General features: G+C 75.7%; 25 protein-coding genes. 21 read left to right on the forward strand and 4 right to left on the reverse strand.

Going from position 1 to position 26,731, the window contains the following annotated elements; genetic code table 11:
* The first annotated feature begins 14 nt into the window (after positions 1-14).
* Positions 15-458, forward strand: coding sequence for a bacteriohemerythrin (locus ADEH_RS01975; protein ID WP_011419442.1), 444 nt, complete (start codon positions 15-17; stop codon positions 456-458).
* Positions 459-465: 7 nt separating this feature from the next.
* Here ADEH_RS01975 and ADEH_RS01980 read toward each other — a convergent pair whose 3' ends face one another.
* Both ADEH_RS01980 and clpB read right to left on the reverse strand, forming a co-directional pair.
* Positions 466-1,299: an LEA type 2 family protein gene (locus ADEH_RS01980; RefSeq protein ID WP_011419443.1), complete on the reverse strand. Its 834-nt coding sequence runs from the start codon at positions 1,297-1,299 to the stop codon at positions 466-468.
* Between the two features lie 129 nt (positions 1,300-1,428).
* Positions 1,429-4,041, reverse strand: coding sequence for an ATP-dependent chaperone ClpB (clpB, locus tag ADEH_RS01985; RefSeq protein ID WP_011419444.1), 2,613 nt, complete (start codon positions 4,039-4,041; stop codon positions 1,429-1,431).
* A 260-nt stretch (positions 4,042-4,301) separates the two neighbouring features.
* On the opposite strand from clpB, the gene ADEH_RS01990 reads away from it, so the two are divergent.
* The 18 genes from ADEH_RS01990 (at position 4,302) to ADEH_RS02075 (ending at position 22,662) form a co-directional block, all read left to right on the forward strand.
* Positions 4,302-5,756, forward strand: a complete 1,455-nt coding sequence (locus tag ADEH_RS01990; protein ID WP_011419445.1) for a trypsin-like peptidase domain-containing protein — start codon at positions 4,302-4,304, stop codon at positions 5,754-5,756.
* Between the two features lie 80 nt (positions 5,757-5,836).
* Positions 5,837-6,946 carry a type III polyketide synthase gene (locus tag ADEH_RS01995; protein WP_011419446.1) on the forward strand — a complete coding sequence of 370 codons (1,110 nt, stop codon included), beginning with the start codon at positions 5,837-5,839 and terminating at the stop codon, positions 6,944-6,946.
* Positions 6,940-7,245 (forward strand): acyl carrier protein, encoded by a 306-nt coding sequence (locus ADEH_RS02000; protein WP_011419447.1) that lies wholly within the window; start codon positions 6,940-6,942, stop codon positions 7,243-7,245. The genes ADEH_RS01995 and ADEH_RS02000 overlap by 7 nt, the downstream gene beginning before the upstream one ends.
* Entirely contained in the window at positions 7,242-9,002 is a 1,761-nt protein-coding gene (locus ADEH_RS02005) for an AMP-binding protein (protein ID WP_011419448.1), read from the forward strand. Before ADEH_RS02000 ends, ADEH_RS02005 begins: the two co-directional genes overlap by 4 nt.
* A gap of 1 nt (position 9,003) precedes the next feature.
* Positions 9,004-10,110, forward strand: coding sequence for an NAD(P)/FAD-dependent oxidoreductase (locus ADEH_RS02010; RefSeq protein WP_011419449.1), 1,107 nt, complete (start codon positions 9,004-9,006; stop codon positions 10,108-10,110).
* 169 nt (positions 10,111-10,279) lie between these two features.
* Positions 10,280-11,242, forward strand: coding sequence for a CsgG/HfaB family protein (locus ADEH_RS02015; RefSeq protein WP_011419450.1), 963 nt, complete (start codon positions 10,280-10,282; stop codon positions 11,240-11,242).
* An 8-nt stretch (positions 11,243-11,250) separates the two neighbouring features.
* Positions 11,251-11,553 (forward strand): hypothetical protein, encoded by a 303-nt coding sequence (locus ADEH_RS02020; protein ID WP_011419451.1) that lies wholly within the window; start codon positions 11,251-11,253, stop codon positions 11,551-11,553.
* Position 11,554: 1 nt separating this feature from the next.
* On the forward strand, positions 11,555-12,040 hold the full coding sequence (locus ADEH_RS02025; RefSeq protein WP_011419452.1) for a DUF4810 domain-containing protein: 486 nt from the start codon (positions 11,555-11,557) through the stop codon (positions 12,038-12,040).
* Between the two features lie 2 nt (positions 12,041-12,042).
* The gene (locus tag ADEH_RS02030) at positions 12,043-12,738 is read left to right on the forward strand and encodes a DUF799 domain-containing protein (RefSeq protein WP_011419453.1); all 696 of its coding nucleotides are present in this window, start codon (positions 12,043-12,045) and stop codon (positions 12,736-12,738) included.
* Positions 12,739-12,802: 64 nt separating this feature from the next.
* Positions 12,803-13,531 carry a tetratricopeptide repeat protein gene (locus ADEH_RS02035; protein ID WP_011419454.1) on the forward strand — a complete coding sequence of 243 codons (729 nt, stop codon included), beginning with the start codon at positions 12,803-12,805 and terminating at the stop codon, positions 13,529-13,531.
* A 124-nt stretch (positions 13,532-13,655) separates the two neighbouring features.
* Complete coding sequence (locus ADEH_RS02040) at positions 13,656-14,654, forward strand: NAD(P)H-dependent glycerol-3-phosphate dehydrogenase (RefSeq protein WP_011419455.1); 999 nt, start codon at positions 13,656-13,658, stop codon at positions 14,652-14,654.
* Positions 14,655-14,766: 112 nt separating this feature from the next.
* Complete coding sequence (locus ADEH_RS02045) at positions 14,767-16,713, forward strand: M3 family metallopeptidase (RefSeq protein ID WP_011419456.1); 1,947 nt, start codon at positions 14,767-14,769, stop codon at positions 16,711-16,713.
* An 86-nt stretch (positions 16,714-16,799) separates the two neighbouring features.
* Entirely contained in the window at positions 16,800-17,741 is a 942-nt protein-coding gene (locus ADEH_RS02050; RefSeq protein WP_232287408.1) for an oxidoreductase, read from the forward strand.
* 58 nt (positions 17,742-17,799) lie between these two features.
* Positions 17,800-18,597 carry an ABC transporter permease gene (locus tag ADEH_RS02055; RefSeq protein ID WP_011419458.1) on the forward strand — a complete coding sequence of 266 codons (798 nt, stop codon included), beginning with the start codon at positions 17,800-17,802 and terminating at the stop codon, positions 18,595-18,597.
* Between the two features lie 4 nt (positions 18,598-18,601).
* Positions 18,602-19,390 carry an ABC transporter permease gene (locus tag ADEH_RS02060; protein ID WP_011419459.1) on the forward strand — a complete coding sequence of 263 codons (789 nt, stop codon included), beginning with the start codon at positions 18,602-18,604 and terminating at the stop codon, positions 19,388-19,390.
* A gap of 321 nt (positions 19,391-19,711) precedes the next feature.
* Entirely contained in the window at positions 19,712-20,629 is a 918-nt protein-coding gene (gene rnz / locus ADEH_RS02065) for a ribonuclease Z (protein WP_011419460.1), read from the forward strand.
* A gap of 91 nt (positions 20,630-20,720) precedes the next feature.
* Complete coding sequence (locus ADEH_RS02070) at positions 20,721-21,425, forward strand: pirin family protein (protein ID WP_011419461.1); 705 nt, start codon at positions 20,721-20,723, stop codon at positions 21,423-21,425.
* 46 nt (positions 21,426-21,471) lie between these two features.
* A complete protein-coding gene (locus ADEH_RS02075) occupies positions 21,472-22,662 on the forward strand; it encodes a small ribosomal subunit Rsm22 family protein (RefSeq protein WP_011419462.1) in 1,191 nt (396 codons plus the stop codon).
* 4 nt (positions 22,663-22,666) lie between these two features.
* Here the strand turns inward: ADEH_RS02075 and ADEH_RS02080 are convergent, their stop codons facing one another.
* Positions 22,667-23,671, reverse strand: coding sequence for an ABC transporter ATP-binding protein (locus ADEH_RS02080; protein WP_011419463.1), 1,005 nt, complete (start codon positions 23,669-23,671; stop codon positions 22,667-22,669).
* A 71-nt stretch (positions 23,672-23,742) separates the two neighbouring features.
* On the opposite strand from ADEH_RS02080, the gene ADEH_RS02085 reads away from it, so the two are divergent.
* Positions 23,743-24,720: a ParB N-terminal domain-containing protein gene (locus ADEH_RS02085; protein WP_041453268.1), complete on the forward strand. Its 978-nt coding sequence runs from the start codon at positions 23,743-23,745 to the stop codon at positions 24,718-24,720.
* Between the two features lie 8 nt (positions 24,721-24,728).
* Here the strand turns inward: ADEH_RS02085 and ADEH_RS02090 are convergent, their stop codons facing one another.
* Positions 24,729-25,208: a hemerythrin domain-containing protein gene (locus ADEH_RS02090; protein WP_041453269.1), complete on the reverse strand. Its 480-nt coding sequence runs from the start codon at positions 25,206-25,208 to the stop codon at positions 24,729-24,731.
* A 171-nt stretch (positions 25,209-25,379) separates the two neighbouring features.
* Here ADEH_RS02090 and fadI point away from each other — a divergent pair, with 171 nt between their 5' ends.
* A complete protein-coding gene (fadI, locus tag ADEH_RS02095; RefSeq protein ID WP_011419466.1) occupies positions 25,380-26,687 on the forward strand; it encodes an acetyl-CoA C-acyltransferase FadI in 1,308 nt (435 codons plus the stop codon).
* Positions 26,688-26,731 lie beyond the last annotated feature (44 nt).

The raw sequence follows: 26,731 nt of genomic DNA on the forward strand, positions 1-26,731 counted from the left end.
AGGCCGCCCGCCCCATGCGCTTCGTCGATCCCACCCAGATCCCCGAGCTGCCGCTGCCGTTCATGAACGACGACCACGCCGAGGAGGTCCGGCTGCTCGAGGCGCTGGGCGAGGCGCTCGAGGCGCACCGCGCCCGGACGGGCGGCCTCGACGTGGTGCTGGAGCGCCTCTCGCTGCTCGCGGTCCACACCCGCGAGCACTTCCTGCGGGAGGAGCAGGTCATGCGCGAGAGCGGCTTCCCGGCCTACCCGCAGCACAAGGGGGAGCACGACCGCGTGCTCGCCGAGATGGACGGCGAGGCCCGCGCCTTCCGCGAGGGCGGCGATCCGGTGCGGCTCCACGCCTACCTGTTCGAGACGGTGCCGGCCTGGTTCGTCCAGCACATCCGCACCATGGACGCGATGACCGCGCGCTTCGTGGTCTCGCGCCCCGGCGCGCCGGGCGCCGCCGCGGTCTAGGCCGCGCTCACCGCGCCGCGAGCGCGCCGCGCAGGTCCACGCCCACCTCCAGCGCGCCGTAGCCGGCGCGCCCCGACACCGACAGATCCGCCCGGCCGCGCACCGCGCCGGCCAGCGCGCCCGCGGCCGCGCCCACCGTGGAGAAGCGGACCGGCACCACCACCGTCGCCTGGCCCTGCGGCGGCACCGCGTCGAGCGCGGACTTCGCCGCCTGGATCACCGGCACCCCCGAGACGCTGAGGTCGTAGGAGAGGCGGCCGGTGGGCAGCGGGAACGGGTTCGGGTTCCGCACGCTCACGCGCAGCTCGACCACGGTGTGGAACAGGGTGGACTCGCGCACCACCGCGTCGGCGAGCGTCACCGAGGGCAGGCGCGGGAGCACCACGCTGCCGTCCATCCGGTACGGCACCGCCACGGTGCCGCCGCCCGCCCGCACCCGCGCGGCGCCGCTCACCGTCACCGGCAGCGAGGGGCGCGTCGCGAGCGCCTCCAGGAAGCCGGGGACGTCGGCCCAGCGCAGCCGGACGGGGACCGTCACCGGCACCGCGCCGCCGGCCGGGAGCACGAGCTCGCTCGCCACCTGCCCGCCGCCGGCGGGCGCGCCCATCACCTCGAACGCGTAGGTGAAGCCCGCCACCGGCAGCGCCACCGGGTTCGGGTTCTCGATCCGGCCGGAGAGCGCCAGCGCCACGCCGTACGCGTCGGCGCCGGTGGGGAGGAGCGCCTCGGGGCGGAACGCCGGCGGATCGATCGCGAGCGGCGGGGTCCGCGCCGCGCGGCCGCCGCAGGCGGCGGCGAGGGCGACGAGGGCGGCGAGGGCTGCGTGACCGAGCGGACGCATGCGGACCTCCGGGGCCCGCGGAGGCGGGCCGTCCGGTTGTAGTCCGCCGCGATCCGGGGCCGACAGGCCCGGCGTCGGGCGAGGTGGGGCCGGCGCGCACACGCGCCGCCGGCCGCCCGCGCCGCCGCCTCAGTGGACCGTGACCGCCGGCCGCTCGCCCTTGCGGAAGGCGATGTTCCCGTCCTTGCCCTCGTCCACCACCACGTGGTCGCCGGCCTTGAACTCGCCCTGGAGCAGGCGCGTCGCGAGCGGGTCCTGCACCATCCGCTGGATCGCGCGCTTCAGCGGGCGCGCGCCGTAGACGGGGTCGTACCCGGCGTCGGCGATGGCCTCGCGCGCCGCCTCGGTGAGCTCGAGCGTGACGTGGCGCTCCTCGACGAGCTTGCGCAGCCGGGCGAGCTGGATCTCCACGATCCGGCCCACGTCCTCGCGGCCGAGCGGCCGGAACACCACGATCTCGTCCACCCGGTTCAGGAACTCGGGGCGGAACTCGCCGCGCAGGTGCTCGAGCGCCGCCTCGCGGATCTGCTGCATGTCCGCGCCGGGGCGGCCGGCCAGCCGCTGGATGTCGGCCGAGCCGATGTTGGAGGTCATGATGATGACCGTGTTGCGGAAGTCCACCGTGCGGCCCTGGCCGTCGGTGAGCCGGCCGTCGTCGAGGATCTGGAGCAGCACGTTGAACACGTCGTGGTGCGCCTTCTCGATCTCGTCGAAGAGCACCACCGCGTACGGCCGCCGGCGCACCGCCTCGGTGAGCTGGCCGCCCTCCTCGTAGCCGACGTAGCCCGGGGGCGCGCCGATGAGCCGCGAGACGGTGTGCTTCTCCATGTACTCGGACATGTCGAGCCGGACCATGGCCCGCTCGTCGTCGAACAGGAACTGCGCGAGCGCGCGGGCGGTCTCGGTCTTCCCCACGCCGGTGGGGCCGAGGAAGATGAACGAGCCGATGGGGCGGTTCGGGTCCTGCAGGCCGGAGCGGGCCCGGCGGACCGCCGCCGAGACGGCGCTCACCGCCTCCTCCTGGCCGACCACCCGCTCGTGCAGGCGCTGCTCCATGCCGAGCAGCTTCTCGACCTCGCCCTCCATGAGGCGGGACACCGGGATGCCGGTCCACTTCGAGACCACCTCGCCGATCTCCTCCGGCGTCACCTCCTCCTTCAGCATGGCGCCGCGGGTCTGGGCCTCGGCCAGCTTCTCCTCGGCGGCCTTCACCCGGCGCGTCAGCTCCGGCAGCCGCCCGAACTTGATCTCGGCGGCCTTCTGGAAGTCGGCCTGCCGCTCGGCCGCGGCCTGCTCGACCTTCAGCGCCTCCAGCTCCTGGCGCGCCTGGCTCAGCTCCTGGATCACCGCCTTCTCGGCGTCCCAGCGCCCCTTCAGCGCGGTGAACTCCTCGTTGCGGGCGGCGAGCTCCTTCTCCACCGCGGCGAGCCGCGCGCGGGAGGCCTCGTCCTGCTCCTTGCGCAGGCCCTGCCGCTCGATCTCGAGCTGCCCGATGCGGCGGCGCACCTCGTCCACCTCGGTCGGCATCGAGTCGATCTCGATGCGCAGCCGGCTGGCGGCCTCGTCCACGAGGTCGATGGCCTTGTCGGGCAGGAAGCGGTCGGTGATGTAGCGGCTCGACAGCCGCGCCGCCTCCACCAGCGCCGCGTCCTGGATGCGGACCTTGTGGTGCAGCTCGTAGCGGTCCTTCAGGCCGCGCAGGATCGAGATGGTGTCGGTGAGCGACGGCTCGCCCACGAACACCGGCTGGAAGCGCCGCTCCAGGGCCGGGTCCTTCTCGATGTGCTTGCGGTACTCGTTGACGGTCGTGGCGCCCACCGCGTGCAGCTCGCCGCGGGCCAGCGCCGGCTTCAGCATGTTGCCCGCGTCCATGGCGCCCTCGGCGGCGCCGGCGCCCACGATGGTGTGCATCTCGTCGATGAAGAGGATGATCTGGCCCTCCGAGCCGGTCACCTCCTTCAGCACCGCCTTCAGCCGCTCCTCGAACTCGCCGCGGAACTTCGCGCCGGCGAGCAGCGCGCCCAGGTCGAGCGCGAGCAGCCGCTTGTTCTTCAGGCCCTCCGGCACGTCGCCGTCCACGATCCGGCGGGCCAGGCCCTCGACGATGGCGGTCTTGCCGACGCCGGGGTCGCCCACCAGCACCGGGTTGTTCTTGGTGCGGCGGGACAGGATCTGGACCACGCGCCGGATCTCGTCGTCGCGGCCGATGACCGGGTCGAGCTTGCCCTTGCGGGCGAGGTCGGTGAGGTCCTTCGCGTACTTCTCGAGCGCGCGGTACTGGCTCTCGGCCTCGGGCGAGGTGACGCGCGCGCCGCCCCGCACCTCCTGCACCGCCTGGCGGACGCGGTCGGGCGTGGCGCCGGACGCGCGCAGCGCCTCGCCGGCGCCGCCCTTGTCCTCGGCGGCGGCGAGCAGCAGGTGCTCGGTCGAGACGTACTCGTCCTTCAGCTTGCGGGCGTCGTCCTCGGCCCGGTCGAAGAGCTTCAGCAGCCGGTTGGACGGGTAGGGCTCGGCGCCCGACACCTTCGGCAGCGAGCGCAGCTCGTCCTCCACGCGCGAGGCGACCAGGCGCGGGTCCGCGCCGATCTTCTCCAGCACCGGGCGCGCGATGCCCTCCTCCTGGCCGAGCAGCGCCAGGACGAGGTGCTCGACGTCCACCGCCTGGTGGTCGCGGCGGCGCGCCTCGCCCTGCGCGGCGGCGAGGACCTCCTGCGCCTTCACGGTGAGCTTTTCCATTCGCATGGCGCCAACGTAAGACCGGGAGGACCCCTGGCAAGCGAGCCGCGCCTCCCGGGCGCGCGCGCCCGGGTGGGTGCGCGGGTTCCCTCGCCGGGGGGGCGTCCGGCCGCCCTCGAACGCTACCGGCGCAGCGAGGGCGGAGCGACCGCGCGGCCGGTGGGCGCAGGGCCGCACCGTGCGTCACGCATTCCTCGCTTGCCTGGGGGCGCCCGGCATGGAGACTTCCGCCCGAGGCCCGGCGGTCCGGGCGGGAGAGGACGGCCATGGCGAGCGGCGGGCAGGGGTGGAAGGCGATGGCGCTGGCGGCGGCGCTCGGCGGGCTCGGCGCGCCCGGGGCGGCGGGCGCGGGCCCGAAGGCGGCGGGCGCGGCGGCGCAGGCGCAGGCGCCTGCGAAGGCCAAGGGGCCGGCCGGCGGCGGCATCCTGCGCGCGCTCGACGCCGCGCTCGGCGAGGTGATCGAGAAGATCTCGCCCGCGGTGGTGCAGGTCACCGTGAGCGGCTACGCGCCCGCCGACGAGACCGCCTCCGGCGCGATCGTGCGCCAGCGGGTGCTCGGGTCCGGCGTCGTCGTGGATCCGGACGGCTACATCGTCACGAACGCGCACGTGGTCGCGGGCGCGCAGCGCGTCCGGATCCTGCTGCCGGAGGGACGCGGCCCGGCCGCGCACACCGCGCGCCGCATCTACGACGCGCGCGTCATCGGCGTCGAGCCGGAGATCGACCTCGCGCTCCTCAAGATCGACGCGCGCAACCTGCCCGTGCTGGCGCTCGGGCGGCGCGAGGTCCGCCCCGGCCAGCTCGTGTTCGCGGTCGGCAGCCCGGAGGGCCTCGCCAGCACCGTGACCATGGGCGTGGTCTCGTCGGTGGCGCGGCAGCCCGACCCGGCGCGGCCGGTCGTCTACATCCAGACCGACGCGCCCATCAACCCGGGGAACAGCGGCGGGCCGCTGGTGGACACCGACGGCAACGTGGTCGGCATCAACACGTTCATCCTCACGCAGGGCGGCGGGAGCGAGGGGCTCGGCTTCGCGATCCCGTCCGACGTGGTGAAGTACGTCTACGAGAGCCTGCGGCGCCACGGGCGCGTGGAGCACAGCATGATCGGGCTCGCGGCCCAGGCCATCACCCCCGGGCTGGCCTCCGGGCTCCGGCTGTCGCAGGACTGGGGCGTGGTGGTGGGCGACGTGGCGCCGGGCAGCCCGGCCGAGAAGGCCGGGGTGCTGGCCGGCGACGTCATCGTGTCGGTGGACGGGCGGCCCATCGACGGGATGCCGTCCCTGGCGCCGGCGATCTACCTGCACCCGGCGGACGCGCCGCTCTCGCTCGTGCTCCGGCGCGGCGAGGAGGTGCTCTCGGTGAAGGTGGCCGGCGTGGAGCCACGCCGCCCGGCCGAGCGGCTCGCCGACGTGGCCGACCTGGCGCGCAGCACCGTCCCGCGGCTCGGGGTGGTGGCGATGGACCTCGACGAGCAGGCCCGGGCCGCCATGCCGGAGCTGCGCTCGCCGGCGGGCGTGGTGGTGGTGGCGCGGGTGCCCGAGGCCGGGCAGGCGGGCGCCGCGCTCGAGCCCGGCGACGTGATCCACGCGGTGAACCGGACGCCCGTCGCCTCGCTCACCGCGCTGAAGGCGGCGGTGGCCGCGCTCCCCCCCGGCGGCCCCGGCGTGCTCCGGGTCGAGCGCCGCGGCCAGCTGAGCTGGATCGAGCTCGACCTCGACTAGCGGCGATCGGGGGAGCCGCCCGGCCCGCCGCGCGCTCGCCCCCGACGGACCTTGCAACGTCCGGCGGCCGCCCGCATCGGATGGGTTTGGTCCGAGCGGAGGCCGCCGTTCCATCCACGATCCCGCACCCGGAAGTCCTCTCCGTCGGCCGCGCGCTGCCGCCGAACGCCGCCGACCAGGAGACGCTCATCGCGGCGCTGTCCGCGCACTGGGGCGAGGCGCACCACAACACCGGCCGCCTGGCCGACCTCCACCGCGCCACCGGGGTGGCCCGGCGCCACCTCGCGCTCCCGCTCGACGCGTACGCGCGCCTGGGCGGCTTCGGCGAGGCCAACGCGGCCTACGCGCGCGCCGGCGCGGAGCTGGGCGAGGCGGCGGTGCGCGACGCGCTCGCCCGGGCCGGGCTGGCGCCCGCCGACGTCGCCCACCTGTTCTACGTGACCGTCACCGGCGTCGCGACCCCGTCGCTCGATGCACGGTTGGTGAACCGGCTGGCGCTCCCGCGCTCGGTGAAGCGGACGCCCATCTTCGGCCTGGGCTGCCTGGCGGGCGCGGCGGGCCTGGCGCGCGCGTCGGACGCGCTGCGCGCGTTCCCGGACGAGGTGGCGGTGCTCCTGTCCGTCGAGCTCTGCTCGCTCACGCTGCAGCGCGACGACACCTCGATGGCGAACGTGATCGCGACCGGCCTGTTCGGCGACGGGGCGGCGGCGGTGGTGCTGGGCGGCGGGGCGCGCCCGGCCTCGGCGCCGCGCCGCGGTCCGGCGGTGGTCGCGACCGCGTCGGTGCTCTACCCCGACACCGAGTGGGTGATGGGCTGGGAGGTGGTGGACGGCGGCTTCAAGGTCCTCCTCTCGTCCAAGGTGCCCGAGGTCATCGCCGCGAACCTGGGCGCGGATGTGGACCGGTTCCTGGGCGCGCACGGCCTCGACCGCGGGAGCATCCGGCACTGGGTGGCGCACACCGGCGGGCCGAAGGTGCTGGAGGCGGTGGGCGGCGCGCTGGGCCTGCCCCGCGCCGCGCTGGAGCGCTCCTGGCGCTCGCTCCACGACCTCGGGAACCTCTCCTCCGCCTCGGTGCTGTTCGTGCTCGGCGACCTGCTCGAGTCGGGCGAGGCGCGCCCCGGCGACCTCGGGCTGCTCGCCGCCATGGGCCCGGGCTTCGCGGCCGAGCTGGTGCTGCTGCGATGGTGACGGGGCGCGACGCCGGCGCCGCGGCGGTCGGGGGCGGCGCCGAGGGGCGCGTGGCGGCGGAGATCGTCCGGATCGCCCGGGACGAGCTGCGCCTCGACGGCGCCTCCGCCGCGCTGGCCGAGGGGCGCGACGCGCCGCTGGCGGACCGGCTCGACTCGCTCGCGCGGCTCTCGCTGGTGGTCGCGGTCGAGGACCGGTTCCGCATCGCGCTCGACGACGAGGGGGCGCTGGCCGTCCGGACGCTGGGGGACCTCGCGCGGCTGGTGGTCGCGCGCGCCGCGCCGGAGCTGCTGCCGTGAGGCTCCGCGGGCCGCCCCAGCCGCCGCCCCGGCACCCGACGCTGGCGCACGCGCTCGCCGCCGCGGCCGGGCACCCCTCCGGCGCGACGTTCCTCGACCTGCACGAGCGCGAGACGTTCCTGTCCTGGTCCGAGGTCCGCGCCCGCGCCGAGCGCGCCGCGGCGAACCTCGTCCACCTCGGCATCCGGCGCGGCGATCGCGTCGCGATCGTGCTCCGCACCGAGCCCGCCTTCCTCGACGCGTTCCTCGGCGCCTGGCTGGCGGGCGCGGTGCCGGTCCCGCTCTACCCGCCGGTGCGGCTGGGCCGGCTGGACGCGTACGCGGAGGACACGGGTCGGATGATCCGGGTGGCCGGGGCGCGGCTCGTCGTCTCGGCGGGCGGCACGCGGCGGCTGCTCGGCGGCGCGGTGGAGCGCGGGGGCCCGGCGCTCGGGTGCGTGGACGTGTCGGCGCTCTCGGCGCTGCCCGCCCGCATCGCGCGCGAGCCCGAGCCCGACGCGCTCGGCCTGGTGCAGTTCTCCTCGGGCACGACGGTCGATCCGAAGCCGGTCGCGCTCACCCACCGCGCGCTCGCCGCCATGGCCGACGCGCTCGTCGCGGCGACGTCGGCGGGGCCGGACGACGTGCTCGTCTCGTGGCTGCCGCTCTACCACGACATGGGCCTCATCGGCTGCCTGCTCGCCGCGATGAGCTACCCGGGGCCGCTGGTGCTCATCCCCCCCGAGCACTTCCTCACCCGCCCGGCGCTCTGGCTGCGCGCGCTGGCCCGCAAGCGCGGCACGATCTCCGCCGCGCCCAGCTTCGCGTTCGCGTACGCGGCCGACCGGGTTCGCGACGCCGATCTCGCGGGCCTGTCGCTCGGGACCGTGCGGCTGCTGCTCGACGGCGCCGAGCCGGTGTCGGCGGTGGCGCTGCGGGGCTTCGCCGAGCGCTTCGCGCGGCACGGGCTGGATCCGGGGGCGCTCGTGCCCGTGTACGGCCTCAGCGAGGCGGCGCTGGCGGTCACGTTCGCGCGCCCGGGCGGCCGCCTCGGCGGGCTCGGGGTGGACGCGGCCCGGCTCGCCTCGGAGGGCGTGGTCGCGCCCGGCGGGCGCGAGGTGGTGCCGGTGGGGACCCCGGTCCCCGGGGTCGAGGTCGAGCTCCGCGGCGAGGGCGGGATGCGGGTGGGGGAGGGGCGCGTCGGGCGGGTGTTCGTCCGCGGCCCGGCGCTCATGCGCGAGTACCTGGGCGATCCCGGGGCGACCGCGCGCGCGCTGCGGGGCGGGTGGCTCGACACCGGCGACCTCGGGTTCGTGGTGGGCGGCGCGCTGTACCTCCACGGCCGCGCCCGCGACCTCGTGATCGTGCGCGGCGCGAACCACGCCCCGGAGGAGTTCGAGGCGCCGCTCGCGGCGCTGCCCGGCCTGCGCCCGGGCTGCGCGGTGGCGCTCGGCTTCGAGCCGGCGGGCGGCGCGGGCGAGGCGCTGCTCGTCCTGGCGGAGCGCGCCAGGGACGAGGCGGCCCCCGACGCCGAGCTCGAGGCGCGCGTCCGGCGCGCGGTGCTCGCGGCGACCGGCATCGCCCCGCACACGGTCCGGCTGCTCGCGCCCGGCACGCTCCCGCGGACGTCCTCCGGCAAGCTGCGGCGCGCCGAGGCGCTGCGCCGGTTCCAGGCGGGGACGCTCGCGCCGCCGCAGCCGGTGAGCGCGCTCCGCCTCGCGCTCGCCGCCGCGCGCTCGCAGCTCGCCTTCGGGCGGTCGCGCCGCCGCGGGGGCTGAGGTGGCGCGGCTCCGCGACGCGGTGGTCGTGGGCGGCGGACCGGCGGGGCTCGCCTTCGCCGCCGCCGCGGCCGCGCGCGGCCTCGACGTGCTGGTGCTGGAGCGTCGCCGCGGGCCGGTGGACAAGGCCTGCGGCGAGGGCGTCCTCCCGGCCGGCGTGGAGGCGCTGGAGCGGCTCGGGGTGCGCGCGCGGCTCGGGCCGGCGCTGGCGCGGCCGCTGCGCGAGCTGCGCTGGGTCGATCCGTCGGGCGCGGTGGCCCGGCTGGCGCTGCCCGGGCCGGGCGGGCTGGGCGTCCGGCGGGTGGCGCTCGAGGCCGCGCTCCGCGAGCGGGCGCGGGAGGCCGGCGCGGCGCTGGAGGAGGGCGTCGAGGCGACCGACCACCGCGTCCTCGCCGATCGGGTGCGGGTCCGGGTGGCGGGCGGCGCGGCGGTGGAGGGGCGGGTGCTGGTCGCGGCCGACGGGCTCGGCTCGCCCACGCGGCGGCGGGCCGGCCTCGAGCGCCGGGTGCGCGGGCCGGAGCGCTTCGGCGTGCGGCGGCACGCGGACGTTGCCGACGCCGGCGACGCGGTCGAGGTGCACTTCGGCGACGGGGCCGAGGCGTACGTGACGCCGGTCGGCCCGCGGCAGGTCGGGGTCGCGTTCCTGTTCGAGCGCGGGGCGGCGCGCTCGTTCGAGGCGCTGCTCGAGCGGTTCCCGGCGCTCGCGGCGCGGCTCGAGGGCGCGGCGTTCGCGACGCCGGCCCGCGGCGCCGGTCCCCTGGCGCGCGCCGCCCGCGCCCGCGTGGCGGACCGCCTGGTGCTGCTCGGCGACGCCGCCGGCTACCTGGACGCCGTCACCGGGGAAGGCCTCTCGCTCGCCTTCGGGAGCGCGATCGACCTCGCCGCGCTGCTCCCCGGGGCCCTCTCCCGCGGCGCCTCGGCGCGCGCCCTCGCGCCGTACGAGGCCGCCTGGCGGCGCCGGTGGGCGCCCTACGCCCGCTGGACCCGGCTCGTGCTCGCGCTCGCGCGCCACCCCGCCGTCCGCCGCCGCGTCATCGCCCTCGCCGGCGCCGCGCCCTGGCCGTTCGAGCGGGCCGTCGCCGCCGCGGTGGGCGCCGGCGCGGGCTGAGCCCGCGCCCGGCGCCGGTGTCCCACAGGCCGCCCCGCCGTGCGCCGGGGACCTCCATCGCCGCGTCCCGTGGACGTGGGGCGGCGCGACGCGTTCACCCACCGTTCGGACACGCTGCGTGCTAGCGTCCGCGCGTCCCTTTCCCGCACCTCGTGCGGAGGAGAGTCCGATGCGGATCCGGTTCGCCCTGCCCGCGGCGGCGGCGCTGGTCCTCCAGGCCTGCGCCACCGTCTCGCAGCCTCCGGTGGAGGTGGAGTCCCCCGTCCCGAAGGCGGCCCAGGTCGCGGCGCAGCAGCAGGCGGCCGCGCCGTCGGCCAAGCGGTACAAGACGAAGATCGCCATCGCGCGCTTCACCAACGAGACGAGCTACGGGCGGTCGCTGCTGAACGACGCCGACCTCGATCGGATCGGCAAGCAGGCCTCGGACATGCTCGCCTCGCGCCTGGTCATGTCCGGCGCGTTCGTGGTGCTCGAGCGGCCCGACCTCCAGAAGCTCGAGCGCGAGCAGGCCATCTCCGGCGGCGCGGGCCTGGTCGGCGCCGACACCGTCATCTCCGGCTCGGTGACCGAGTTCGGGCGCTCGGTGGGCGGCAAGAAGGGCTTCCTCAGCAGCACCAAGGTGCAGACCGCCCGCGCCAAGGTGGACGTCCGGCTGGTGGACGTGAAGACCGGGCACGCCTACTTCTCGGCGCTCGGCGCCGGCGAGGCGAGCACCGAGTCCGGCGAGATCGCCGGCTTCGGCAGCCGCGCCGAGTACGACGCCACGCTGAACGACCGCGCCATCGCCGCGGCCATCTCCGACGTGATCGACCGCCTGGTCGCCACGCTCGCCGCCCGCCCCTGGCGCTCGGACATCCTCGAGGTGCAGGGCCGGCAGGTCTTCATCTCCGGCGGCCGCCACCAGGGCGTGCGCGAGGGCGACCTGCTGGCGGTGATGGAGGCGGGCAACAAGGTGAAGAGCCGCCAGACCGGGTTCGAGGTGGCGCTCCCGCCGAAGCGCGTCGGGACGCTCAAGGTGCTGTCGCTGTTCGGCGACGGCGAGACCAGCGAGGGCGCCGTGTGCGAGCTGACGTCCGGCACCATCGAGAAGGCCTCCCTCCCCAAGCTCTTCGTGGCCGAGGCCACGCCGTGAGGTACGCCATGCGGAACGTGCTCTTCGCGGCGGCGGCCGCCGCGCTGGTGGCGGGCTGCGCCATGCCGCAGACCGTCGTGAAGTCCGTCGAGAGCCGCCCCAGCCTGGCGGTGGTGGGCGCGCCGGCCGGCGCGGTGCTCGTCGTGGACGGGCAGCCCGTCGGCGAGGCGAGCGCGTACGACGGGAACCCCGCCGTGCTGCGCGTCGAGCCGGGCACGCACCAGGTCGAGATCCGCGACCCGTCCGGCGCCGCGGTGTACCGGCAGACCGTGTTCGTGGAGAGCGAGCTGAAGACGGTGAGGGTGCACTGAGATGCGCGCGCCCCTCCGAGCGATCCTCGTCCTCGCGGCGTCCGCCGCCCTGCTGCAGGGGTGCGCCGGGCGCAGCCTCTACCACTGGGGCGAGTACGACGACGCGCTGTACGCGCACTACAAGAACCCGCAGGACCGCGAGGCGTTCGTCGAGCGCCTGCGGGTGGTGATCGACGGCGCGGAGCAGGCCGGGGAGAAGGTGCCGCCGGGCTGCTACGCCGAGTACGGCTACGCGCTGTACGAGGAGGCCAGGTACGAGGACGCCTCGCGCTACTTCAAGCTCGAGCGCGAGAAGTGGCCCGAGTCCGGCGTGCTCATGCAGAAGATGATCGGCCTCGCCGACCGGCGCGGCGGCAAGGAGCCGGTGGCGCCCGCCCCCGCGAAGCCCGCCGCCGCCGTCCCGGTGAAGGCCACGAAGGCGCCGGCCAAGGCGCCGGCGAAGCCCGCCGCCACGCACGGGCCGGCCGGCGCGCTGGAGCGGAGGTGAACATGGGACGGCTCGGATCGCTCGCAGGACGGCTCGCATCGCCCGCAGGACGGCTCGCCTCGCTCGCGACGCTCGCCGCGCTGCTCTCGGCCTGCGGCACGGCCCAGGTGAAGAAGGACTACGGCGCGTTCAACACCGCCCGGCCCCGCGCCATCCTGGTGGTGCCGGTGGTGAACAAGAGCGTCGAGATCGACGCGCCGGAGTACTTCCTCTCCACGCTGCCGGTGCCGGTGGCGGAGCGCGGCTACTACGTGTTCCCGGTGAACCTGGTGAAGCGGGTGCTCGAGGACGACGGCCTCGCCGACGCGTCGCTGGTGCACGGGGCCGACCCGGTCCGCCTCTGCTCGCTGTTCGGGGCCGACGCGGTGCTCCTCGCCTCCGTCGAGAAGTGGGAGGCGAAGTACATGGTCGTCACCACGCAGGTGAACGTCGAGTTCGAGTACGTGCTGAAGGACGGCAAGACCGGGCAGACGCTGTGGACCGAGCGGCGGTCCATGAGCTACCAGCCCGGCAACTCCGGCGGCGGCCTCATCGGCGCGCTGGTGAACGCCGCCGTCACGAAGGCCTCGCCGAACTACATGCCGCTGGCGCGGCAGGCGAACGCGCAGGCGTTCGCGTGGCCCGGCCCGGGCTTCCCGGCCGGACCGTATCGCCCGGAGTACGGCCAGGACGTGCAGGTGATGGCCGCGCAGCCCTGAGGACCGGCGCGGGACCGCCGGCGCTCGCATCCGGGAGCGCCGGCGGGTAGGCTCCCGCCGCCCCATGTCCAAGCTCCTCCTGTTCTACCTGCTCGTCCAGCTCACCGGCAGCCCGCTCGGCGCCCTGGCGCTGCTGCTCGCGGTCTGGTGGCTCACCGACCGGATGACGGTCGGCGTCCTGCCGGACCCGCTCCGGACCGTCGCGCGCTGGCGCCGCCGGCTCCAGCTCGCCCGCGCCCTCGAGGTGAACCCGCACGACCGCCGCGCGCGGCTCGAGCTCGCGGATCTCCTGCTCGCGGGGCGCCGCCCGGCCCGCGCCGCCGCGGTCCTCCGGCCCAACGTCGAGGCCGGGGACGAGGACGCGCACACCGCGTTCCTGATGGGCGCGGCGCTCGGGCGGAGCGGGCAGGCCGATCCGGCGGAGCGCGCGCTCGCCGTCGCCCGCGCGGCGGATCCCGACTTCCGCGCCGGCGAGATCGACCTCGAGCTCGGGCGCCAGCGGCTCGGCCGCGGCGACGCCGCCGGCGCGCGCGAGGCGCTGGAGCGGCTCCTGGTGGAGCGCCCCGGATCGGTGGAGGGGCGCCTCTGGCTGGCGCGCGCGCTCGACCGGCTCGGCGACCGCGACGGCGCCCGCCGCCGGCGCGAGGAGGGCTGGCGCGAGTACGTCTCGCTGCCGCGCTTCCACCGCAAGCACGAGCGCCCGTTCGCGTGGCGGCTGCAGCCCTGGCGGCCGACCGCCGTGGCGCTCGGCGTGGTGCTGGTGCTCGCCGCGGTCGCGGCCGTGGCCGGTTGACGCACCGCGCCGGGCCGCGGCGCCGCCGCGCCGCGTCAGCCGTCCCTTTCCCGGCCCTCCCCGCAGAATCAAGACCTTTTCGCGGACCGCTCCTGGCTAGGATGGCCGCAAAGGAGAACCCATCATGCGCGCCACCGTCCTGGGCGCCGGTTCCTGGGGAACCGCGCTCGCATCCCTCCTCGCCGGCAAGGGCTACACCGTCACCTCGTGGGACAAGGACGCCGCGGTCCTCGACGACATCGCGCGCAACCACCGCAACGAGCGCTACCTGCCGGGCCTGCACCTCCCGCCGACGCTGCACGCCAGCGCCGAGGTCGCGAAGGCGCTCGAGGGCGCCGAGCTGGTGGTCCTCGCCGTGCCGTCGCACGCCGTCCGCCCGGTGGTGATCGAGGCGAAGCGCCACGTCCACGCGGGCACGCCCATCGTCTGCGTCGCGAAGGGCATCGAGCTCGACACGCTCATGACCATGACCGAGGTCGTCGAGGACGTGCTGCCGGTGCCGCTCCACCCCTACCTGGCGGTCCTGTCCGGCCCGTCGTTCGCGAAGGAGGTCGCGAAGGGGCTGCCCACCGCGGTCACCGTGGCGGCGCGCTGGGAGCGGATCGCGAAGCAGGTGCAGGACGCCTTCCACACGAAGACGTTCCGGCCGTACACGTCCGGTGACGTGGTGGGCTGCGAGATCGGCGGCTGCGTGAAGAACGTCGTCGCCATCGCGGCCGGCATCTCCGACGGCATGGGCTTCGGCGCGAACGCCATGGCGGCGCTCGTCACCCGCGGGCTCGCGGAGATCACCCGCCTCGCGGTGCGCAAGGGGGCGAACCCGCTCACGCTGTCCGGCCTGGCGGGCCTCGGCGACCTGGTGCTGACTTGCTCGTCGGACCTGTCGCGCAACCGCACCGTCGGGCGCGGGCTCGCGGAGGGCAAGACCGCCGACGCGATCCAGCGCGAGCTCGGGCAGGTGGCGGAGGGCGTGCGGAACGCGCGCAGCGCGCGCGAGCTGGCGAAGCGGCTCGGCGTGGAGATGCCCATCACCGAGGCGATCTACCGGGTGCTGTACGAGGGGCTCGCGCCGCGCGAGGCGGTGACGGCGCTCATGATGCGCGAGACCAAGCCGGAGCTGTGATCCGCGCCCGGCGCGCACGGGGCCCCGCGCCGCCGCGGCCCGGCGCGCACCGCGGGTCCGGCCCCGCACCGGCCCCGTGCGGATCGGCCCGGGGCGAAGTACACATGAGGCCATGTCCGAGCCCCTTCGCCCCGAGGCCTCCCGCGAGCTGACCGGCACGCCCGCCGCCTTCACGGAGGGTTGCCGCCGCGACATGGACCGCGCCCGCGCCGAGGCCGCCCGGGCGCGCGCGCTCGGGCCGGCGGGGGGCCTCGCCACGCTGGAGGCGTTCGACGCCGCGTTCGCGGCGCTCTCCGAGGCCGCCTCGCGCGCCAGCCTGGCCCGGAACGTCCACCCGGATCCGGCGCTGCGCGACGCGGCCGAGGCCGCGGAGCGCGAGGTGGACGCGCTCTCCACCGAGCTGTCGCTCGACCGCGGCCTGTACGACGCGCTGGCGGGGCTGGACCCCGCGGGCCTCGACGCCGCCACCCGCCACCTGGTCGAGAAGAGCCTGCGCGACTTCCGCCGGGCCGGCGTGGACCGCGACGACGCCACCCGCGCGCGCGTGAAGGCGCTCCGCGAGGAGCTGGTGCGGGTCGGGCAGGAGTTCGGGCGCAACATCAAGGACGACGTGCGCCGGCTGGAGGTCGAGCCGGCCGCGCTGGACGGGCTCCCCGAGGACTGGCGCCGCGCGCATCCGCCCGGGCCGGACGGGCGGGTGACGCTCACCACCGACAACACCGACTACGTGCCGTTCCTGACGTACGCGCGCAGCGCCGCGGCGCGCGAGGCGCTCTGGCGGCTGTACCGGCTGCGCGGCCACCCGCGCAACCTCGAGGTCCTCTCGCGCATGCTGGCGCGGCGCGCCGACCTGGCGCGGCTGCTCGGCTACCCGAGCTGGGCCGCCTACGTCACCGAGGACAAGATGATCGGCAGCGAGGGCGCGGCGGCCGACTTCATCGAGCGGATCGCGCGCGCCGCCGAGGCGCGCATGCGGCGCGACCACGCCCAGCTCCTCGAGCGCAAGCGCGAGGAGCGCCCGGACGCCGATCGCGTCGAGCCCTGGGACTCGGCCTGGCTGCAGGAGCGGGTGAAGGCGGAGCGCTACGGCTTCGACTCGCAGTCGGTCCGGCCCTACTTCGAGTACGCGCGGGTGAAGCAGGGCGTGCTCGACGTCACCGGGCGGATCTTCGGGATCGCGTACCGCCGCGCGCCGGACGCGCCGGTGTGGCACCCGGAGGTCGAGGCCTGGGACGTGGTGGAGGACGGCGCGCTGCTCGGCCGCGTGTACCTCGACATGCACCCGCGCGACGGCAAGTACAAGCACTACGCCCAGTTCACGCTCGCGTCGGGCCAGGCCGGCCGGCGGCTGCCGGAGGGCGTGCTGGTGTGCAACTTCCCGCGCCCGGCCCCGGGCGCGCCGGCGCTCATGGAGCACGGCGACGTCCGCACGTTCTTCCACGAGTTCGGCCACCTGCTGCACCACGTGCTCGGCGGCCACACGCGCTGGGCGGGCCAGTCCGGCGTCGCGACCGAGTGGGACTTCGTGGAGGCGCCCTCGCAGATGCTGGAGGAGTGGGTGTGGGATCCGGCGGTCCTCGCCACCTTCGCGCGCCACGTCGAGACCGGCGAGCCCATCCCCGCCGAGCTCGTGGCGCGGATGAAGGCGGCCGACGAGTACGGCAAGGGGCTCATGGTCCGGCAGCAGATGTTCTACGCCGCGACCAGCCTCGAGCTGCACCGGCGCGATCCGGCCGCGCTCGACACCACCGCGCTCGTCGCCGAGCTGCAGGAGCGCTACACGCCGTTCCGCCACGTGCCCGGCACCTACTTCCAGGAGTCCTTCGGGCACCTCGACGGGTACAGCGCCATTTACTATACGTACATGTGGTCGCTCGTGATCGCGAAGGACCTGTTCGGCCCGTTCCGCGAGGCCGGGCTGCTCGACCCGGCCCCGGCGCGCCGCTACCGCAAGGCGGTGCTCGAGCCCGGCGGCTCCAAGCCCGCGGCCGAGCTGGTGAAGGACTTCCTCGGCCGGCCGCACGCCTTCGACGCGTTCGCCGCCTGGCTCGAGGCCTGATCGCCCGCCGGCGCCGGGGTCGCCCGGCCCCGGTGGCCTCGATCGCGGCATGGCGGGCCGGCGCAGCCCCGCCTATGTCCCATCGGATGAGCGAGCCCGCCCTCGAGACCCGCGTCGTCCGGACCGCCGTGCCGCCCGAGGGCGAGGCGGTGCGCACCGAGGTCCCCCGCCGGCGCATCAAGGACCTGGAGGTGATGGTCGCCGACGTCATCCAGGAGACCCCCGACACCACCACGCTCGTGCTCTTCACCGGCAACGACCGGCTCGACTACCTGGCCGGCCACTTCCTCACCATCGACCCGCGCCAGTTCCCGGCGCTCGAGCGGTGGGTGGCCTACCTGGAGGACCTGAAGGGCAAGCGCGAGGCGCCGCGCGCCTACTCGCTCGCGTCCGCGCCGCACGAGCGCTACCTCGCCATCACGGTGAAGGAGGAGACGTACCAGAGCGGGCGCACGCGCTACCCGCCGCTCCTCTCGCCGATGCTGGTGCGGCGCACGCCGCGCGGCAGCCGCTTCGTCATCACCGGCTTCACCGGCCCGTACGTGCTGCCCCCGCGCGTCGAGGAGAAGACCGACCACCTCGTGCACGTGGTGGCCGGCTCCGGCTCGGTGCCCAACTGGTCGATCCTGAAGCACGCGCTGCGCGAGCACCCGCGCCTGCGCCACACGTTCGTGTACTCGAACCGGACCTGGGACGACGTCATCTACCGCGAGGGCCTGCGCCAGCTCGAGGCCGAGCACCCCGACCGGCTGCGCGTGGTGCACACGCTCACCCGCGAGCCGGAGCCGGAGCGCCACGGGCCCGGGGTGCGGCGCGGCCGCATCTCGGCGGAGCTGCTCCGCGAGCTCGTCCCGGATCCGCGCGCGGCCCTGTACTACGCCTGCGGCCCCGCGGTCGGGCCCATCGAGCGCGCCGCCGCGAAGGAGCGCGGCGAGACCCCCGCCCCCCGGTTCCTGGAGGCCGCGCTGGGCGCGCTGGACGAGCTCGGCGTGCCGCGCGACCGCGTCAAGCGCGAGTCCTACGGGTAGCGCCCCCGCGCCATTCCGTGGCGCCCGGGCGCGCGGCGATCTACCTTTCCGCCCGCCCGTGCCCCGGACCCTGCGCGCCATCCCCACGCTCCTCAAGGTCGGCTTCGCCGAGGCGGTCGCGTACCGCGCGGAGATGGTGGTGTGGCTGCTCTCCACCAACATGCCGCTCGTCATGCTGGCGCTGTGGACCGCGGTGGCCCGCGACGCGCCGGTGGGGCGGTTCGGCCAGCGCGACTTCGTCGCCTACTACCTCGCCACGCTGGTGGTGCGGCTGCTCACCGGCGCCTGGGTGATCTGGGAGCTGAACTACGAGATCCGCCAGGGCACGCTCGCGTTCCGGCTGCTCCGGCCGGTCCACCCGCTGCTCGCCTACGCGGCGGAGAACCTGTCCGCGCTCCCGGTGCGCATGCTGGTGTCGCTGCCCATCGCGCTCGGCGCGCTGCTGGTGGTCGGCCGCGACCGGCTCACGGGCGACCCGCTGCTCCTCGCGCTCTTCCCGGTCACGGTGCTGGGCGCCTGGCTCATCACCTTCCTCGCGATGGCGATCATCGGCGCCCTGGCGTTCTGGATCGACCAGGCCGGCTCGCTGTTCGAGATCTGGCTGGGCCTGTTCGGCGTGTTCTCCGGGTACCTCGTGCCGCTCGAGCTGTTCCCGCACTGGGTGGCGACCGCGGCGCGGTTCCTGCCGTTCCGGTACATGCTGGCGTTCCCGGTGGAGATGATCATCGGGATGACCCCGCGCCCGGTCGCGCTCGCCGAGCTCGCCGTCCAGTGGACGTTCGTGGTCGCGCTGGCGCTGGGCGCGCGGGGCGCCTGGGCGCTCGGGCTGCGCCGCTTCGCGGCGTTCGGAGGGTAGGGGCGTGGGACGCTACCTCCGCCTGCTCGCGGTGCAGTTCCGCGCCTCCGCCGCGGTGGCCATGCAGTACCGCGTCGAGTTCCTGGTGGAGGGCGCGCTGGCGCTCTTCTGGACCGGCTGGTCGCTCGTGCCGCTGCTGGTGGTCTACGGCAGCCGCGAGGCGGTGGCGGGCTGGAGCTTCGACGAGGCGCTGGTGGTGATGGGCTGGTTCACGCTCATGAAGGGCGTGCTCGAGGGCGCGGTCAACCCGTCGCTCACCACCGTGGTCGAGCACATCCGCAAGGGCACGCTCGACTTCGTCCTGCTGAAGCCCGCCGACGCGCAGTTCCTCGTGTCCACGGCCAAGTTCGAGCCCTGGCGGATCATCGACGTGCTCGGCGGCCTCGTCATCTTCGCGGTGGCGTTCCACCGCATGGGCCGGCTGCCGGAGGCGGGCGGCGTCCTCGCGGCCTGCCTGCTGTTCGCGGCCGCCACCGTGATCCTGTACTCGCTCTGGATCATCGTGGTCGCCGCCGCGTTCTTCGTGGTGAAGGTGGACAACCTCTCGTTCCTGTTCGTGTCCATCTACGACGCCGCGCGCTGGCCGGCGTCGGTGTTCCGCGGCGCGCTCCGGGTGATCTTCACGTTCGTGGTCCCGCTCGCCGTCATGACGACCTTCCCGGCCGAGGCGCTGCTCGGGCGGCTGGCGCCGCCCCGGGCGCTGCTCATCGCCGCCGGCGCGGTGGCGTTCGCGGGGCTGGCCCGGGCGGTGTGGCTGCGGTCCATCTCCCGCTACACCTCCGCGTCGTCTTAGCGAGGGCTGCGCCCTCGCCCCGCCGCCCTGAGCTTGCCGAAGGGCGTCGGGGGCCCACTCCTGCTGCGCGGGGCCCGTGACCTCGCGCGCCCGCATGCGCGGGCACGCGCGAGGTCGATGTTCTGACGGGGCTGCGCCCCGCCCCACGGAGCGGAGCTCCGCGGGGCCCCACCCTGCTGCGCGGGGCCCGTGACCTCGCGCGCCCGCATGCGCGGGCACGCGCGAGGTCCCCGCGGGCGCCGCTACGCGGCGCAGGTCGTCCGGCCCAACCACACATCCGGCGTGCCGCCGGGACCGCGGTTCGACTACATTCCGGCCGGCATGCTCCGCCTGACCTTCCTCGGCACCTCCGCCGCCCAGCCCACCATCCGGCGCAACCTCACCGGCCACGCGGTGCGGCGGGAGCGCGAGCTGTTCCTGGTGGACTGCGGCGAGGGCACCCAGCGCCAGCTCATCCAGTTCGGCGCCGGGTTCGACGTGGCGGCCATCTTCTTCACCCACTTCCACGCCGACCACTACCTCGGCGCCATCGGCTTCCTGCGGACGCTCTCGATGCAGAACCGCGCCGAGCCGCTCGACCTGTACGGCCCGCGCCCGGCGAAGCGGCTGCTCGAGACCATGCTGTTCACCGGCGCGGAGCGCTTCAGCTACGAGGTCCGCATCCACGAGGTGCGCGCGGGCGAGGCGGTGCGGCGCGACGGCTGCGCCATGGTCCCGTTCCCCACCGAGCACCGCACCCCGTCGCTCGGCTGGGCGCTGCGCGAGGACGCGCGCCCGGGCCGCTTCCACCCGGAGAAGGCCGCGGCGCTGGGCGTCCCGAAGGGCCCGCTGTTCGGCGCGCTCCAGCGCGGCGAGGCGGTGACGCTCCCCGACGGCCGGGCGGTGCGGCCCGAGGAGGTGGTCGAGCCGCCGCGGCGGGGCCGGGCGCTGGTCATCACCGGCGACACGCGGCCGTGCGCGGCCACCGTGGAGGCGGCGCGCGGCGCGGACGTGCTGGTCCACGACTGCACGTTCGGCGACGGCGAGGTGGAGCGGGCCGAGGAGACGCTCCACTCCACCGCCCGCGGCGCGGCGCAGGTGGCGCGCGAGGCGGGCGTGGGGCGGCTGGTGCTCACGCACCTCTCCACCCGGTACGATCGCGCCTGGGAGCCGCTGGTGCAGCAGGCGCGGGAGGCCTGGCAGGGCCCGCTCGACGTGGCGCACGACGGCATGGTGCTCGAGATCCCGCTGCCCGAGTGACGGCGCGCGGCCTCGCCCTGCCTCGCCCATACGCGGGGCCATCGGCATGGCCTGCGCTGGACTGCGCGGAGCTCGCCATTAGGTTCCGCGCATGATCACCGTCCGCAAGACCGAGGCCCGGGGCCACTTCGACCACGGCTGGCTCGACACCCGCCACACCTTCTCGTTCGCCGACTACCACGACGAGGCGCACATGGGCTTCCGCGCCCTACGCGTCGTCAACGAGGACCGCGTCAAGCCCGGCGAGGGGTTCGGCACGCACGGCCACCGCGACATGGAGATCCTCTCCTACGTGCTCGGCGGCACGCTCGCGCACCGCGACTCCACCGGCGGCGGCGGGCGGCTGCGGCCGGGCGAGGTGCAGCGCATGAGCGCGGGCACCGGCGTCATGCACTCCGAGTACAACGGCTCGGATCGCGAGGAGGTCCACTTCCTCCAGATCTGGCTCATCCCCGATCGCCAGGGCCTGAAGCCGTCCTACGAGCAGCGGGAGTACCCGGAGGCCGAGCGGCGCGGGAAGCTGCGCCTCGTCGCGGCGCCCGACGGCGCCGGCGGCGCGACCACGCTCCACGCGGACGCGCGGGTGTACGCCACGCTGCTCGCGGCCGGCGAGCGCGTCGCGCTCCCGCTCGCGCCGGGCCGGCACGCCTGGGTGCAGGTGGCGCGCGGCGAGGCGACCGTGAACGGCGAGCGGCTCCGCGCCGGCGACGGCGCGGCGCTGTCCGGCGAGGCGGAGGTCGCGCTCGCCGGGGCCGGGGAGGGCACCGCCGAGGTCCTCGTGTTCGACCTCGCCTGAACGCCCGCTGTTCCGCCGGCGCGCGGGTTGGTCTAGAACCACGGGCGTGCCGCCGAACACGCCCGCCGACGACCTCGCGCGCTGGGTCCCCCGCCTGCTCGCCACCTGGCGCGCGGCGCGCAAGGGCCCGCCGCGCCGCGGACCCCGCCCCCCGCCCGACGCGCTCCTGCCCGAGGAGCTGCGCGAGGTGGGGGCGGCGGTGGCCCGGCTCTCCCGCGGCCTCACCCGCGACCGGGAGCTGGCCGGCGCCCGCTACATGGACGAGGAGCGGCTGCTCGGCGCCTACCTGCTGTTCTACTGGCCGGTCTCGTACCTCCAGGCCCGCGGGATCCTCTCGGAGCTGCCGCGGCGCCCCCGCGCCGTCCTCGACCTGGGCAGCGGCCCCGGCCCCATGGCGTTCGCCGCGCTCGACGCCGGCGCCGCGGAGGTGACCGCCGCCGACCGCTCCGCCCGCGCGCTCGCCGCCGCGCGCGAGCTGGCCCGCCACGCCGGCGAGCCGCTCGCCACCCGCGAGTGGAACCCGGCCCGCGCCGGCCTCGCCGCGCTCGCCGGCGATCGCCGCTTCGACCTCGTCTCGATGGGCCACGTCCTCAACGAGCTGTGGAAGGGCCAGGACGAGGACCGGCGCCGCGCCGGGCTGCTCGAGGAGGCGCTCGGGCTGGTGGCGCCGGGCGGCTCGCTGCTGGTGGTCGAGCCGGCGCTCCGCGACACCTCGCGGGCGCTGCTGCGCGTGCGCGATCTCCTGGTCGAGCGCGGCGCCGCGATCCGCGCGCCCTGCCTGTTCCGCGGCCCGTGCCCGGCGCTGCTGCGCGAGACCGACTGGTGCCACGCCGAGCGGCCGGTGGACCCGCCGCCGCTCGTGGCGCAGATCGCGAAGGCGGCCGGGCTGCGCCGGGAGGCGGTGAAGATGAGCTACCTCCTCGTCGCGGCGCCCGGCGAGGCCTGGCAGGCGCCGCCCGCCGGCAGGGTGTTCCGCATCGTCTCCGAGCCGCTGCCCTCGAAGGGCCGCCTGCGCTACATGGGCTGCGGCCCCGAGGGCCGGATGGGCCTCAGCCTGCAGGAGAAGCACGTGCGGCCCGGGAACCGCGCCTTCGAGCGGCTCCTGCGCGGCGACGTGGTGGAGGTGACCGGGGCCGAGCCGCGCGGGGACGGGCTGGCGCTGGGCGAGGCCTCCACCGTGAAGGTGCTCGCGCCGGCCGGGCGGCCGGTGCCGCCGCCGCGCGACGAGGAGCGCTGAGGTCCTACTTCGCCGGCTCCGCCGCCAGCCGCGAGGCGCGGAACAGCTCCGAGAAGACCTCCTCGAGCGGCGGATCCTCCACGGTGAGGTCGGTCACCGGCATGGCCGCGAGCACCCGGGCCACCACCGCCGAGACCTCCTCCGCCGCCACCTGCAGCGTGGCGCTGCCGGGCTCCGCCGACACCACCTGGCCGAAGCGCGCCAGCTCCCCGCCCGACGGCGCCGCGCCGTTGCCGCTCGCGAGCCGCAGCACGATCCGCTTGTCCGGGCGGACCCGGTGCGCGAGCGCCCGCAGGTCGCCGTCGTAGATCAGCCGGCCGTGGTCGATGACCACCACGCGCGGGCAGAGCTGCAGCACGTCCTCCATGTAGTGGCTGGTCAGGATCACCGAGGCGCCGTAGCGCTCGTTGTACGCCTTCACGAACTGGCGCACGGTGGCCTGCATGGAGACGTCGAGCCCGATGGTGGGCTCGTCGAGGAACAGCACCCGGGGCCGGTGCAGGAGCGCCGCCGCGAGCTCGCACTTCATCCGCTCGCCCAGCGAGAGCTGGCGGGTCGGCTTCTGCACGAGTGGCCCGAGCTCGAGCAGCTCGGTCAGCTCCGCCACCGTCTCCTGGAACTGCGCCCGCGGGATGTCGTAGACGGCGCGGTTCAGCTCGAACGTCTCGGCCGGTGGCAGGTCCCAGATCAGCTGCTGCTTCTGGCCCATCACCAGGGTGATGGCCTTCAGGAACGCCGGCTCGCGGCGGCGCGGGACGTGCCCGCCCACCGTGACCTCGCCGGCGGTGGGGTGCAGCAGCCCGGAGAGCATCTTCAGTGTGGTGGTCTTGCCGGCCCCGTTCGGCCCCAGGAAGCCCACCCGCTCGCCTTCACCCACCGAGAAGTCGATGCCGTCCACCGCGCGCACCGTCTCGTAGGTGCGGTGGAACAGCGCGCGCACCGCGGCGGCCAGGCCGGGCGGGCGCCGGGCGACGCGGTAGTGCTTGGCGAGGGCGTGGACCTGGATCACGGGGGCGAGATATTGCGGCCCGGACCTCCCGGGGGCAACCCCCGTGTCGCGCCGCCGGTTACCATGCGTCCATGGCCGCCACGAAGAAGAAGCGCCCGGTCACCAAGACCGGCCGTCCCCGCGCCCGCAAGGGGGTGACGCTGAAGCCGACCGAGCTCACCGCCCAGCAGGTGGCGCTCGCCGAGCGGCCGCCGGAGCTGGAGGCGCTGGCGCGCGCGGTGGAGGCGGACGGCGGGGCGGTGCTGGCGGCGTACCGCGAGCCGCTGGGCGGCCACCCGCTCCTGTTCGTGGCGCTGCCGGTGGAGAAGGTGGACCGCACCGCCTTCCAGCGCGACGTGTCCGACGCGCACGTGCGCAAGCTCACGCTCGCCATGGACAAGACCCGCCGCTACCTCGACCCCATCGTCGCGGTGCGCGAGGGCGAGCGATACCTCACCCCGAACGGCGGCCACCGGCTCACCGCGCTGAAGGAGCTCGGGGCGAGGACGGTGCTCGCGCTGCTCGTGCCCGAGCGCGAGGTCGCGTACCAGATCCTCGCGCTCAACATCGAGAAGGCGCACAACCTCCGCGAGAAGGCGCTCGAGGTGGTGCGCATGTACCGCGACCTCGCCGGCGCGCTCGACCCGAAGGAGAGCGAGATGGCGCTCGAGTTCGAGGAGCCGGCGCTCGTCACGCTCGGCTTCGCGTACGAGCAGCGGCCGCGCCTGTCCGGCGGCGCCTACGCGCCCATCCTGCGGAAGGTGGACGCGCTCTCGGACGACAGGCTCTCCCGGGCGCTGGCCGAGCGCGAGCGGCGCGCCGGCGTGGTGCTCGCGTTCGACGACGCGGTGGGGGAGGCGGTGGCGCGGCTCAAGGCGCGCGGCTTCGACTCGCCCTACCTCAAGAACTTCGTGGTGGCGCGGGTGAACCCGCTCCGCTTCATGAAGGGGGCGGCGCCGCCGTTCGACGAGCTGTTCGCGCAGATGACGAAGCGCGCGCAGGGGATGGACCCCGGCAAGGTCAAGAGCGAGGACGTGGCGCGCAGCGGCGGCGCGCCCGAGGCGGAGTAGCGCTGCGCTCAGCGGCGCTGGGCGCGGGCCTCGGTGCGCGCCAGGACCAGCCGGAGCTCCAGCTCGCCGCCGATGGTGGCGAGCGTCTCCTCGTCCACGTGGTCCTCCGCGTAGGGGAACACCTCGCGCTCCTCCCAGCGGACGTGCCGCTCCAGGAGCTCGGCGAACGCGGTGAGCGCGGCGCGCAGCTCCGGCGGCCGCGCCGTCCGCGCGCTGTCGAGCAGCCGCGTCAGCTCGGCGTGCTCCGCGCCGAGCCGGTGCAGGTCGGCGCCGGTGAGGTGCCGCCCGAGCACGTCCTCCTCGGTGCGGCTGTGCGTCCGGAAGACCTGCTCGTCGAAGCGCCGCGCCAGGGCGAGGAGCCCCGGCAGGTCCTTCGGCGCGCCCGCGCTCTCCGGGTGGCCGGCCAGCCCCATCTTGAGCTGGAACGCGACCAGCATGGCCTGGTGGTGCTCGCTCGAAAGTGGCTTCAGCTGGCGAGAGCGCCTCATGAATGAATCGTGCCCGGCCCCCCTGACGTGCGCAAGGGCGCCCGCCGGCTCCATCCCCCACACCCCGATCCCCCACGGGGGGAGGAGCGGTCCTTGGTTGACGCTTCGCGCCATGCTCACTAAATCTGGCCAGGCAACCGACCGATTCCCGAGTCAACCGGAGCTGCGCTCATGGGCATGAACGGTTCTCCTCCGCCCGGCCGGCGGGCCGCGGTCGTGGCCGGCCTCCGCACGCCGTTCGTCAAGGCGGGCACCGACTTCAAGGACCTCTCCGCCACCGAGCTCGGCGCGCTCCTCGTGAACGAGCTGGTGGTGCGGAGCGGGCTGCCGCCGAACGCGTTCGACTCGGTCGTCTTCGGCCAGGTCATCCCCTCGCCCACGGTCACGCTCATCGGCCGCGAGATGGTCCTGCGCACCCAGCTGCCGCGGAGCGTGCAGGCCCACACCGTGGCGCGCGCCTGCGCCACGTCGATCCAGGCGGCCACCGACGTGGCCGACCAGATCCGGCTCGGCCACTCCGACTGCGCCATCGCCGGCGGCGCGGAGTCGGTCTCCGACGCGCCCATCTTCGCCTCGCGCCCGCTGGCGCAGGCGCTGGTGGAGCTGAGCCGCGCGCGCACGCTCGCGGACCGGGCCCGCATCCTCGCCGGCCTGCGCCCGAGGGACTTCACCCCCACGCCGCCCGCGCTCAAGGAGCCGACCACCGGGCTCACCATGGGCGAGAGCGCCGAGAAGATGGCGCAGGTGAACGGCATCTCGCGCGCCGCGCAGGACCGGCTCGCCTACGAGAGCCACCGCCGCGCCGCCGAGGCCTGGGACGCGGGCCGCTTCGACGAGGAGGTCATGCACGTCCCGGTGCCGCCGCGGTACGACCACGTGGCGGCCCGCGACAACATCGTCCGCAAGGACACCACCGTCGAGGCGCTCGCGAAGCTCCGCCCGGTGTTCGACCGGCGCTACGGGACCATCACCGCCGGCAACGCCTCGCCGCTCACCGACGGCGCGGCGGCGCTCGTGCTCATGAGCGAGGAGCGGGCGAAGGCGCTCGGGATCCGGCCGCTCGGGTTCGTGAAGGCCTACGCCTACGCCGCGCTCGACCCGCGCGACCAGCTGCTGCAGGGGCCGGCCTACGCGGCGCCGGTGGCGCTGGAGCGGGCGGGGCTCCGGCTCGCCGACATGGACCTCGTGGACATGCACGAGGCGTTCGCCGCGCAGGTGCTCTCCAACCTGCAGGCGTTCGCGTCCAAGGACTTCGCCGAGCGCGAGCTGGGCCGGTCGGCGCCGCTCGGCGAGGTGGACCCGGCGAAGCTGAACGTGAACGGCGGCTCGATCGCGCTCGGCCACCCGTTCGCCGCCACCGGCGCGCGCATGATCCTGCAGACGCTCCGCGAGCTGGGGCGCCGCGGCGGGCAGCACGCGCTCCTCACGGTGTGCGCGGCGGGCGGCCTGGGCGCGGCGGTGGTGCTCGAGCGGGAGTGACTCGCCCCCGGCGCCCGCCCCTCGGCGGCGCGCCGGCGTGCACG

This window comes from Anaeromyxobacter dehalogenans 2CP-C (assembly GCF_000013385.1).
In the GTDB taxonomy this organism is placed as follows: Bacteria; Myxococcota; Myxococcia; order Myxococcales; family Anaeromyxobacteraceae; genus Anaeromyxobacter; species Anaeromyxobacter dehalogenans_B.